Origin of the sequence: Paenibacillus sp. FSL M7-0656, assembly GCF_038003225.1 — a bacterium.
GTDB classification, from domain to species: domain Bacteria; phylum Bacillota; class Bacilli; order Paenibacillales; family Paenibacillaceae; genus Paenibacillus; species Paenibacillus amylolyticus.
The window spans coordinates 6,060,190-6,071,981 of record NZ_JBBOOT010000001.1; the positions used below are offsets into that span (position 1 = coordinate 6,060,190).

General features: G+C 45.2%; 9 protein-coding genes. 4 read left to right on the forward strand and 5 right to left on the reverse strand.

Going from position 1 to position 11,792, the window contains the following annotated elements:
* Window positions 1-28: 28 nt before the first annotated feature.
* Both MHI01_RS26630 and MHI01_RS26635 read right to left on the reverse strand, forming a co-directional pair.
* Window positions 29-1,540, reverse strand: a complete 1,512-nt coding sequence (locus MHI01_RS26630; protein WP_076328215.1) for an ABC transporter permease — start codon at window positions 1,538-1,540, stop codon at window positions 29-31.
* A 36-nt stretch (window positions 1,541-1,576) separates the two neighbouring features.
* Window positions 1,577-3,019 (reverse strand): ABC transporter permease subunit, encoded by a 1,443-nt coding sequence (locus MHI01_RS26635; RefSeq protein ID WP_340984514.1) that lies wholly within the window; start codon window positions 3,017-3,019, stop codon window positions 1,577-1,579.
* A gap of 150 nt (window positions 3,020-3,169) precedes the next feature.
* Here MHI01_RS26635 and MHI01_RS26640 point away from each other — a divergent pair, with 150 nt between their 5' ends.
* Window positions 3,170-4,921, forward strand: coding sequence for an ABC transporter ATP-binding protein (locus MHI01_RS26640; protein WP_036668695.1), 1,752 nt, complete (start codon window positions 3,170-3,172; stop codon window positions 4,919-4,921).
* Between the two features lie 109 nt (window positions 4,922-5,030).
* Here the strand turns inward: MHI01_RS26640 and MHI01_RS26645 are convergent, their stop codons facing one another.
* From MHI01_RS26645 to MHI01_RS26655, 3 genes are all read right to left on the reverse strand, one after another.
* On the reverse strand, window positions 5,031-5,810 hold the full coding sequence (locus MHI01_RS26645) for a hypothetical protein (protein WP_127550049.1): 780 nt from the start codon (window positions 5,808-5,810) through the stop codon (window positions 5,031-5,033).
* 110 nt (window positions 5,811-5,920) lie between these two features.
* Window positions 5,921-6,682, reverse strand: a complete 762-nt coding sequence (locus MHI01_RS26650) for a LuxR C-terminal-related transcriptional regulator (protein ID WP_076318764.1) — start codon at window positions 6,680-6,682, stop codon at window positions 5,921-5,923.
* Window positions 6,683-6,708: 26 nt separating this feature from the next.
* Window positions 6,709-7,773: a suppressor of fused domain protein gene (locus MHI01_RS26655; protein WP_340984515.1), complete on the reverse strand. Its 1,065-nt coding sequence runs from the start codon at window positions 7,771-7,773 to the stop codon at window positions 6,709-6,711.
* Between the two features lie 147 nt (window positions 7,774-7,920).
* On the opposite strand from MHI01_RS26655, the gene MHI01_RS26660 reads away from it, so the two are divergent.
* The 3 genes from MHI01_RS26660 to MHI01_RS26670 all read left to right on the forward strand — a co-directional run bounded on the left by MHI01_RS26660 (window position 7,921) and on the right by MHI01_RS26670 (window position 11,781).
* Window positions 7,921-8,214 carry an antitoxin Xre/MbcA/ParS toxin-binding domain-containing protein gene (locus MHI01_RS26660; protein WP_127550055.1) on the forward strand — a complete coding sequence of 98 codons (294 nt, stop codon included), beginning with the start codon at window positions 7,921-7,923 and terminating at the stop codon, window positions 8,212-8,214.
* A 291-nt stretch (window positions 8,215-8,505) separates the two neighbouring features.
* Window positions 8,506-9,963 carry a glycoside hydrolase family 1 protein gene (locus tag MHI01_RS26665; protein WP_036668687.1) on the forward strand — a complete coding sequence of 486 codons (1,458 nt, stop codon included), beginning with the start codon at window positions 8,506-8,508 and terminating at the stop codon, window positions 9,961-9,963.
* Between the two features lie 135 nt (window positions 9,964-10,098).
* Complete coding sequence (locus MHI01_RS26670) at window positions 10,099-11,781, forward strand: S-layer homology domain-containing protein (protein WP_340984516.1); 1,683 nt, start codon at window positions 10,099-10,101, stop codon at window positions 11,779-11,781.
* Window positions 11,782-11,792: the final 11 nt, after the last annotated feature.

Here is an 11,792-nt window from a genome sequence, read left to right on the forward strand (position 1 = left end):
TATATCATTCATTTCAATGACGAATCAGTTATGCCTTTTCCAGCTTGGGATCAAGCGCATCACGCAGACCGTCACCGAGAAAGTTAAACGAAAGAACCAGCAGAATAATAGCCAAGCCTGGATAAATCGCCAGATAAGAGTGGGTCTCCAGGTATGTACTGCCGAGCTTCAGAATGTTACCCCATTCCGGAATATGCGGCTCCACGCCGAGTCCCAGATAACTCAAACTGCTGGTAGCGATAACCGCTCCACCAATCGTGAGTGTGGACTTGATAATCATGGGCGCAAGGGAGTTGGGAATAATGTGTTTGAAAATAATCGTACGATTGTTGTACCCCAGTGCACGTGCAGCTTCCACAAATTCAAAAGTAGATACATAGAGCACACTGGCTCTCATGGTACGGGCGTAAGTTGGAATCGAACCCAGACTCAGCGCCAGAATAAGATTGACCGTATTGGCTCCAAACGCCGCAATAATGGCAATGGCGAGCAGAATTCCCGGAATCGCATAGAGAATATCCAGCAGCCGCATGATGATGTTATCCGTATGCCTTCCGTAGAAACCGGAGAATGCTCCGAGGACTCCACCGATCAACACAGGAATGATGGTCGACATGCAACCTACGATTAAGGAGATCCGGGCACCAAATACAATCCGGGAAAACAAACATCGTCCGAAGTCGTCCGTTCCCAAGGGATACGCAAGGGAAGGGGGTTGAAGCAGAGCGGAGTAGTTGTTTTCCACAGCCATGCTGTAATCAAAAGTAAAGAAGCTGCAAATCGATATCGAGAACAGAAAAATGATAAAAAACAAACCGGACATGGCAGTCATATTCGGAGCAAGTCGCTCCCACAGATCATTCCAGAAGTTTGATTTTTGTTTCCCCTGTCTGCGAATGCGCCCAATAATGGAAATGCCGAGCAATAGGGCAAATACATTACCTGTGATTGAGGTCAGAATCAGTACTACACTGACACCGATCATCCAGCGAGGGAGGATAGAGGTCGCGTTATATCGGGATACGATAATCAGTACGACCAGGTCGATGACCAGAATAAATATGAGCACCGCCATAGCTGGCAGAAAGTTGTCAGCCACATAGGGTTTGAAAACATTTAACGCGGATACACCGATGACGAACAGCTGGGTTAACAGCATATATACCGCAAAGGTGTACTCCACATTCCTGGCTTTTCGAATCAGATGAAAGGCTGCCGTTACGATAAATATGTTGCCAGAAATGATGGCAAGTAGCTGAACCCAGGCTAACCTGCGGGTCAAAGTAGAGATCGTACCTGTACGGATCAAGTCTTTTCGAATCCGAAGGGTGATGACACTTTGGACCAGTGTGAAGAATACATAGATCCCAAGTATCGTTAGCAGAAATGGTTTGAACGTCTGCCCGCTCCAGTCATAACTGTTGAACAGCAACAAGGCAGTCAAGAGAAGGGACGTGATCCAGGCGAAGCTTGCCTGACTGTATTCTCGAGAAGACTTAAGCCGGAAACGCATTTCTTGTGTTAAGGACGAGTTTGTCATAATACACCTGCTTTAAGAGGTAGTTCAACACACACTTTAATATTGTTTCATCTTGGAGCGCACTCTTGGATCAATAAAAGCGTACAGCAGATCAACCGCTACATTGATAATGGAGATCGTAATTGCTGTGTAGATTACTCCGCCCATGATACTCGGAATATCGGGGATGAATTGTTTATCCACAATATAGCTGCCGAGACCGCTGATATTAAACACTTTCTCTGTCACTGCTGCCCCGCCAAGCATGGCTCCGAATTGAAGTCCAACCACAGTTACGATTGGAATCAATGCATTACGTACAGCGTGTTTCAGCATGACCTGACGTTCGCTTAACCCCTTGGCGCGGGCGGTCATCACATAATCCTCATGAATGACTTCCAGTGTAGAAGACCGGGTCATCCGTGCCACCGCAGCCGTAAGTCCTGTGCCCAGCACAATGATTGGCATAATGATCGACAGCCAGTTCTGCGGGTTGAAGGTGGCGGGAAGCCACTGTAATTTGATCGAAAAGTTCAGAATGAAAATAAGTCCTTGCCAGAAATTCGGGATCGATAATCCAATCAGAGCGATGAACATAAACGTATAATCGAACCATGAATTAGGCTTAATCGCTGAGATGATACCGATGGGCAATGCGATGACGAGTGCTAGCAGCAGGGAGATAACCGCCAGCGTCAATGTAATTGGAAACTTCCTTGCAATCGTTGCTGTTACGTCTTCATTTCCTGCAAAAGACTTGCCAAGGTCGAAGAGAGCAACTCCCTTAATATTGTTCCAGAGCTGTGTAAGATAAGGCTGATCCAAGCCATACACCTGATTGAATGCTGCAATCTGTTCCTGCGTTGCTGTCTCTCCGAGAATGTTAGCTGCCGGGTTGAACGGAGACAGATACAAAATCGTAAATACGAGTGTGGCTACGCCCAGAATGACAAATACCGTCATCAGTAATCTTTCAAATATGTACTTTAGATAAGGATTTCCATACAAAAAGAGGATGCCATACATCAGACAGCCAGGAATAATCGATATCGCGAAAAACCACGGTTTGTCGATAAGGGTGTGGAATGTATCGGCCATCGTAAGACGTTGACTTCCCTGTTCCTGAAGTATGCGAGAAGTCCGCTCCTTCAACTCTTTCTGAACCGTTTCTTCTAACCATTCCTCGGTCTGACGTCTGAATTCTTCCTCACTGACCTGCTGCTGGAAAAAACGATGTTTGCGTCGTAGCTGTACTTCGACTTCCAACTTCATCTTGTTCCGATAGGAAGAAGCGAGCAGTTCTTGCTCAGCCGTCTGCCTGGCGGCTACCCAGCCGTCATTTTTTCGATTCGAACGCCATATTAGAAACACGACCAGATTGATCGGTAATCCAAGAATGAACAGAACATATCGGTAGGAAGGATGAAGCAGCATTTTGCCATAAATAAAACTTAAATTGTGCACCAACCGCGAGAGTCTGTTGCTTTCTGCAAGATTCAAACCAAGCGTGCCTCCTTTCATTCAGGTTTAAATTGCATTATTCCGATTGATATAGTATATATTATTTAGGGTCTAAACAATTGTCAAGGAATTAAATGGTATACATATGAGATAAGTGAATGTGAAATACGGATGAGAGCTGGTGATAACATGGAACCTTTATTGAAAGTTAATGATCTATCGGTCTCTTTTCATTCTGGAGAGAGTGAGTTTCATGCAGTACGAGAGGTAAGTTTTGAAGTGCGCAAAGGAGAGACACTAGGCATTGTAGGCGAATCGGGTAGTGGCAAGAGTGTAACCGCACGTTCCATTATGAGGCTGCTTGCATCGCCGCCTTCACAGATGAAAAATGGAGAGATTCTGTTCAAAGGGGTCGATCTGGCGAATAAAACGCAGAAAGAGATGGAGAGCATTCGTGGGCGTGATATTGGCATGATCTTTCAGGACCCAATGAGTTCTCTTAATCCGACTATTAAAGTGGGTAAACAGATCTCCGAAAGTCTAATCAAACATCAGAAGGTGTCCAAAAGGGAAGCCAAGAAACAGGCGATTGCCATGATGGAGCGGGTGGGGATAACTCGTAGTGAAATACGCTACAACCAATATCCACACGAATTCTCCGGAGGCATGCGCCAGCGGGTCATGATCGGTATTGCACTTGCTTGTCGTCCTGAATTACTCATTGCCGATGAGCCGACAACCGCACTTGACGTTACGATTCAGGCACAAATTCTTAATTTGATGAAAGATATGCAGGACCAACTGGGCACATCGATTATCCTGATCACGCATGATTTGGGCGTAGTAGCAGGCATGTGTGATCGGGTTGTTGTTATGAAAGAAGGACAGATTGTGGAAACCGGGACAACAACAGAGATTTTTGCTAATCCCAAACACCCGTATACGATCAGACTTCTGAATGCATTACCACGTCTGGATCAGAAGAAAAAGCCCAAACCGGTATCGTTGGTCCCGAGAGATCTGGAAGACGATCAGCCGTTGCTTGAGGTGAAATCACTCAGACAACATTTTAATCTGGGCAAAGGTAACACCTTAAAGGCGGTTAATGATATTAGCTTTCATATTCGTCAAGGAGAGACGCTTGGCGTTGTAGGGGAATCCGGTAGCGGAAAATCAACCACGGGGCGTGCCATTCTGCGATTGCATGAGCCAACAGGTGGAGATGTACTGTTTAAAGGAGTCCCGCTCAATCGCTTGTCGGCTTCGGAGATGAAAACGATGCGTAGACATATGCAAATCATCTTCCAAGACCCCTATGCATCTCTGAATCCCAAAATGAGGATTATGGATATCATTGGAGAAGCGCTTGATATTCATCAACTTGCAGGCACTGCCGCTCAGCGGGAAAAGCGTGTGGAGGAATTGCTGGAGATGGTGGGTCTTGATCCCACCCATGCGCAGCGTTATCCACATGAATTCTCGGGTGGACAGAGACAGCGGATCGGTATTGCACGAGCTCTGGCTGTGGAACCTGAATTCATCGTATGTGATGAGCCATTGTCTGCACTGGATGTGTCGATACAGGCTCAGATCGTACAATTGCTTGAAGAGTTGCAGCAGCGACTCGGATTGACGTATCTCTTCATCGCGCATGACTTGTCCATGGTTAAACATATCAGTGATCGAGTGGCGGTGATGTATAACGGGAAAATTGTAGAGCTGGCCGAGAGTGAAGAACTCTATTCCAACCCGCAACATGCCTACACCAAGGCTTTGCTATCTGCTATTCCCGTGCCTGATCCGGCGGTAGAAGCGAAGAAAAAGAGACATGTTGTCAAAGAAACAACTAAAGAAAATGTTGAAGTAGAGGACCGTTATAATCTGGAACATTCCAAGTGGGTAGAAGTCACGGAAGGGCACTGGGTAGCCATATCTAGCTAGTGCAATATATAGTCTTTTTAACTACAAAAGAACCCCGACGATGATCTCCACAGATCGTTATCGGGGTTGAGTTATATGTTCTTCGTATAATGGCAGTAATCAAAAGCGATTATTTGAATTGAACCGATTTCTTGATGGTATCAATCTCGGCTTTGGTCTTATCATCCACGTAAGTGAATATGAAGTTGAAAGCATATCCTTCAATAATTGTACTATAGTAATCTTGAGTAACGGTTGAACCGTCACCTGGATCCATCGTGATTTGCATCAGATCCATCTCTTTACCACCGATGGTTTCCGTTGTCATTTCCTTATAATCGTAAGGGAACTGGCTATCCACCATGAATTTTTTGGTTGCTTCCAGGTAGTCTTTACCTGTACGAATGCCTTGCAACAAGCTTACTTTCTCAGCAACCGCAATTGCGGAAGGACCAACTTGGCCTGCATCTAATGGATACTTTGAAGCCATAAGCAGATTCAATGTTTTGGTCTGAGACAGTTCAATTTGTTTTTTCTTTGTTTCATCATCACCAGCAATCGCTTCGGATGAAGCACTTGTCAGCTCATTCATGCCTGCAGCATCCTGGAACTCCCAAGCTTCCGGAAATTTCAGAGATACGCCAAAATAGTCATTGGTGTAAGAACCTTTTTTCGTAGTCCCCAGCTCAACGTCTTGTGAATTATCAGTTTCCTTGGACTCTTCGCTTGCTGGTTCTGTGTTCTCTGTTTCTTCTGTATTGGCTGTATCAGAATCAGTACCTGTCGTTGTTTCTGTCGGGGTAGGCTCTTCTGTTGCGGCTGTGTTATCTGCTTTGTCACCGCAAGCGGCTGCAACCAGCATAATCATAATGAGCATGGCGAATAAAGAAGCTTTTTTTGGAATTGTCATATTACCCTCCTGAAATGTGTGTGTTTGTTTCTCTCTCTACATGTTGCCTGCTTCTTAAATTGTAGCACAAACGTTCTCATATACTACCTATAGGAATCTATAGGGGTCTTCTATACATAAGACATTCGGCTGGCAATTGAAACAGCTTCTGTGCTGGATTGCACACCTAATTTGTTAAAAATCACTTTTTTGTGATGATTCACGGTGCATTCCTTGATCTTTAATTTCAAAGCAATGGCTTTTACCGTGAGGCCTCCGGCTATCATCTCCAGAATGGTTAACTGACGCTCGGTGAACTCCACCGCCGGTTTGTCGCACGCTTCAGCAGTCTGTTGACTCTGATAACAGTTCTGCATGTACGCTGGAATTAGCTTGGCAATGGCAATCAGTTCACCTTGCATATCTGCATTAATGGTGGACACATCCAGATAACCGACATGTTGCGATCCCATGAACAGAGGTGCGGCGTAACAATGCCAGCTTTGAAAAAAAGGACTTTCATGCTGCTCGGGCAGCAGCACTACAGGCTCGTTGCTGTCCATCGTTACAGATATGGCGTTAACTCCACAGCTCTGTGCAGTGAAGAACATGCCAGGACGAATGGGGGAATGTTCTACTACAGCTTTAAGATCTGAACTATAATTCATCGAGAGGAGCACACCGTTGCTATCTGTGAGTAAAAAAAGATAAGTGCCCGTTAAATTCTCTTGGATAACCGAGATACTGTTCTGGAATGCATGAATCAGGAAATGATTGATTTTACGAAGCCTGTCCAGACTGGATTTTGGTAAATAGTCGAACGGAGCCGTTCCTGCTGCATGCGAGCAAGTCGGGGACTCTTCGTGTCGTGTGGCAAATGTAATGGCAGGCATGTTGTTTTCTCCTTGTTGCACAGTTCTCATCCAATCGTTTGAATGACGTGTCCTTCCTGGTCCTTGATTTCTGTTCTAACAATCTGAACGAGAATATGATCCAATGAAGTTATCTCAAATGTCCCTTCAACCGGACGAAGATTCTCTGCCAGCTCCTCAACAATTTGTTTGTTCACCGTCAGGGTAACTTGTCTGTCCGACTCCAATACGGTTGGATGTTCTCCTGCTTCGAACAGAATATTAGTATCCGGTCCGATCAAGGATAGAGAGGCACCTTTCGAAATTCGGCTACGAAGGATGGTGCCAACTAATACGGCTTGTTTGGCTCCAAGCTGGAGTTTGGCCGGAACCGATTTTTGCAGCAATTTTTTGCGAGGAGATTCCCAAGCCAGTTGTTGTATGAATAAAAATGCTGTGCTGGACCCGTCCTGTTCCATTCCATCCTCAACCGCTTGTATAACCGAAGGAATATCTGCGTACGAATTTCTCATCAGATCCGTCACATATTTGGGCATGAACATGGAGGAGGCAGACAGGAATCCACGAGCATTCCAGCTTTGAATCATTTCCAGTTCCCGACCTGTAATGCCAACCATCTGAATAAATTGCACTGAACCATTAGGCGTAGAGATTGCGGGTAGATCCGGATCTTCAATAAACGAGAGAGCTGTCAGCAAAGTATCGGACTCCAGACAGATGGGGCCATTGGCGTCCATGTAATCTCCTGGCTGAAAGATATTTCCGCTGTTGAACACGTAACGTCCTACATTCTGTAGCAGATTCAGCGCCCAGGCTGGCGGATCAGTCTCTACTTCACTGCGTGTAAGCCGAAAGGTGATTTCAAATCCATACCCGCTCTTGGATGCATCCTGCATCTCTTTTTCATATAATTCAGAGAAACCGTAGGTAACAAAATGCCAGTGAGGCATAGGTGTGTTCACCTCATAAACGCTGATACCATCAAGTGGATCAGGGCCGCCTAGCATATATGGAAGGGCAGTGCCGTAGTGTTTTGGCTCTTGTTCCCCATACAATTCACGCATGGATTGATCAATCGCATCCCAACCGGATGTGTTTTCTTCCTGAGTCATTATTGAATCCTCCTTGACTGTTCTTTCCCCCGAAAAACATTTAAAATTAAGTCTACCTGTTACAGAAACGGATTCAAGCGGCTTAAGGATGAATTGTGTCAGATAGGACTTGGGTGTTATTAATTGCAATTCAGGGAGTGAAATTACATGAGTATGAAAGGTATCTATTTAAAGGAGTTTAATCATACAAGCTGGGACTCATTTTCCGAAGGGTTTGAAGAACTTGGACAAAAGTTGGACCCCGCGTGGGTAGAACGTGCGCGATTACAAGGGATTCCGGCAGATATAAGTCGGGTGCTTTTGTGTGAAATGGGGGAGTACGTTTTTGAATGGATAGCGAAAGATATCCCGGCTTTAGGGGACCAAAGTCCCGCTGTTTACCTGGAAACGGAGGAAGGAGCGCAGGCATTAAGGGCGGCCATTATGCGTATGCCACGTTAATTTTTTCGATGGTGAGAGTGTGCGAGCGATCAGTTGATCCAGTGAAGTTGATTTTGCAAAATAGATATGTTACGCTTACATTACAAGAGCAAACACAACAGAATATGCAATAACATCTTTTGATGGATTGTAACTGTGAAGACAGGCAAAACCTAAACTGATGGTGAAATGAAAGCTCCTTTTTTTGGTGCTATTTTACCTTGAGTTTAGGTTTTTCTTGTTTTCTGCTCTAAATCACACCATTTTTCACCTGGAAAAACCAAAATAAATTTCGAAAAGAGGTTGTTGTTCATGACCACGGCAAAAAAAGGATTCCCCGAAAACTTCCTATGGGGCGGCGCTACAGCTGCCAATCAATTGGAGGGTGCATTCGATAAGGACGGCAAAGGCCTCTCCACAGCGGACATGATCGCTCATGTTCCCAAAGAGAAGCGTACAGGCGGACATGCTATGGAAATTTCCTCTTCCCGAATCGAAGAGATCCTCTCCGGCAAATTTGAAGAACGTTTCCCGAAACGTTTTGGTATCGATTTCTACCATCACTTTAGAGAAGATATTGCATTATTCGCTGAAATGGGCTTCAAAGTATTCCGTTTGTCCATTCACTGGGCACGTATTTTCCCGAACGGTTATGATCAAGAGCCGAATGAAGCAGGCTTGAAATTCTATGATGAAGTATTCGACGAATTGTTAAAATATGGCATCGAGCCGCTCGTTACATTGTCTCACTATGAGACACCGCTTGGCTTGACGCAAAAATATAACGGCTGGGCTGGCCGTGAAGTAATCCAGCACTATGTTCGGTATGCAGAAACGGTGTTCAACCGTTATAAAAATAAAGTGAAATACTGGCTGACGTTTAATGAAATTAACGTCATGCTGTTCAGCCCATACACTGGCGGCGGCATTCTGATCGATAAAGTGGACAACAAACTGCAAACCACTTATCAAGCGCTGCATCACCAATTTGTAGCAAGTGCATTGGTAACGAAGCTTGCTCACGAGATTATGCCTGGTTCCCAAGTGGGTTGTATGCTTGCTCGTATGGAAACTTATGCAGCAACATGTAATCCGGTAGATGTTCGTCTGGCTCAACACGAGAATCAGATTAACCTCTTCTTCACGGACATGCATGCTCGTGGTAAATACCCGAACTACATGGCTCGTTATTTTGAAGAAAACGACATCGTGATCCAAAAAGAAGCAGGCGATGACGAGATCTTGCTGAACAATACCGTTGATTTCATCTCCTTCAGCTACTACATGTCCGTAACCAAATCTGCATCTGCAGACAAGGAAGAAACATCGGGTAACCTGACTGGCGGCGTGAAAAACCCTTATCTGGAAGCATCCGACTGGGGCTGGGAGATCGATCCGATCGGTCTGCGCGTAACCTTGAACAACTTCTGGGATCGTTACCAGAAACCATTGTTCATCGTAGAAAATGGTCTGGGTGCATATGACCGTGTTGAAGAAGACGGTTCGATCCATGACTCCTATCGTGTGGATTACCTGAAAAAACACATCGAACAAATGAAAGAAGCCATCAAAGATGGCGTCGATCTGATTGGATTTACAGCATGGGGCCCGATTGACCTTGTGAGCATGTCCACTTCCGAAATGTCCAAACGTTATGGTTTCATCTACGTGGATCTGGATGACGAAGGTAACGGAACACTCAAACGTTCCAAAAAGGATTCATTCGACTGGTACAAAAACGTAATCTCCAGTAATGGTGAGCAACTGTAGTTCTCACGTTTTCTGAGCGGGCAAACCTGATATAACAGTTAGTGTTTAATGGAATTTAATGTTCCTGAGGGCCTGCTGATTAGCGTTTGTCCGCTTTTTTATGTGCTGCAAACATTACATATGGAGGGATATCTTTTGAAAAGATGGAGTATGAACACAAAAAGTATGGGATGGATGCTTGCCCTGACACTAAGTCTGAGTGTGATCTGGCCAGCAACCGTTGGTGCGGAAAGCACCCAGGTTACTCGAATCCAGGCCAATACCTATGTTGGTGATCCTGGAGAGATGGTAGAGTCCTTTGACATTACTGTAGCGAATCCGGAGAAATATCAGAATCTGAAAGCTTCAGACTTCGAAATTACTGGCAATTATGATGGCTATCCTTTAAATGAAGCGGAAGAGATCATACAAAATGAGTATGAAGATGACGGAATAAAATTGACAATTACGGATCATACCATCCATATGGCGGTAAAGCCTTTTAAATATCCAGGTGGATTTAAGTCAGCATTTGCAGTCACAAGCAAGGCGTATCCTGAACTTTCTTTTGACGATAAAAATGTAAATGTAGTCAAAACACGTACGGTCGATGAGTTTGAAAAAGGACAATTTACAGGCAGTAACGGTGCGAACTTGTCCTATCAACTGAAACGAAGCACGTCCGAAGAACCGAAGCCGCTCATGGTATGGCTCCATGGTGGTGGCGAAGTTGGTACGGACGGGCGCAGCCATCTTACGGCTAATCGTGGAGCAGTAGTATGGACAGAATCGCGGTATGATACTTCCGTGCTTGCCGTACAGTATCCTGAGAATTACAGCTTCAAAATCTATGATAACCCGGAGCAACTGGCCCAGATGCAGGCGTACTTCGTGGCGCAGTATGAGTTGATTCAGAAGCTGGTTGCTGAAGGTGAAGTTGATCCGAATCGGATCTATCTGTCTGGTGTTTCCAGTGGCGGTGGTGGTGCCTTCCGTTTCTTGACACAATATCCCGATCTGTTTGCTGGAGCGATTATTGTAGCGGCCAAGGATACGGTAGCGGATTATACCGGATCTGTAGAAGCATTCAAAAAAGAACTGAAAGATATTGTGGATGTCCCAGTATGGATTATGCATGCCAAAAATGATCCAACCACTGACAGCCGGACAAGCTCTTTGGCTTATCAGGCTTTGACTGAGCTTGGAGCCAAGCATGTCAATATGACGCTGTATGACGATGCATACATGGATAGCCAAAGACTGTACGGTGGCATGAAGCATTGGTCATGGGTACCGGCTTTTGACAATAAAGAAGTACTTGCCGACCTGTTCCAACTAAGCAAAGGAACTTCAGGCGAACAGGATGGAGGTAACATAGAGCATGGAACAAAACCAACTGAGCCTGTAACAAGAGCGCAGATCGCCCTCGTGCTTGCCGACAAGTTAAATCTTCCTGAAGTATACGAATCTGCTTACCCGTACACAGATTCTGCTCCTGAATGGGCTCGTCAGGCCATCGCAACAGTGACTAAGGCAGGATTGATGAAAGGTGTCAGCAATCAGATATTTGCCTCGGGAGAGGAAGTAACACGTGCACAGATGGCAGTGATCGTAGCCCATATTTTGACGAGTCGCGGCTGGAATGATGCAGACGAGTCAACTGTAGTATTGTTCAAGGATTTGAATGATAAGCATTGGGCTTATGAAGCCGTTCAAAATAGTGCCAAAGCCGGTATTATGTCCGGTATGTCCAAAGATCAATTTGAGTCATCGAAGTCGGTTACAGGTGGTCAGCTGGAGCTGATTCTGCAACGATTGGAACAATTGTCAACAAACTAAGTTCAATAACC

Excerpts from the sequence above, each read along its gene's own strand:
- MHI01_RS26645 (WP_127550049.1), bottom strand. The coding sequence starts at position 5,810 with ATGACAATTCCAAAAAAAGCTTCTTTATTCGCCATGCTCATTATGATT.
- MHI01_RS26655 (WP_340984515.1), bottom strand. The coding sequence starts at position 7,773 with ATGACTCAGGAAGAAAACACATCCGGTTGGGATGCGATTGATCAATCC.
- MHI01_RS26630 (WP_076328215.1), bottom strand. The coding sequence starts at position 1,540 with ATGACAAACTCGTCCTTAACACAAGAAATGCGTTTCCGGCTTAAGTCT.
- MHI01_RS26650 (WP_076318764.1), bottom strand. The coding sequence starts at position 6,682 with ATGCCTGCCATTACATTTGCCACACGACACGAAGAGTCCCCGACTTGC.
- MHI01_RS26665 (WP_036668687.1), top strand. The coding sequence starts at position 8,506 with ATGACCACGGCAAAAAAAGGATTCCCCGAAAACTTCCTATGGGGCGGC.
- MHI01_RS26640 (WP_036668695.1), top strand. The coding sequence starts at position 3,170 with ATGGAACCTTTATTGAAAGTTAATGATCTATCGGTCTCTTTTCATTCT.
- MHI01_RS26660 (WP_127550055.1), top strand. The coding sequence starts at position 7,921 with ATGAGTATGAAAGGTATCTATTTAAAGGAGTTTAATCATACAAGCTGG.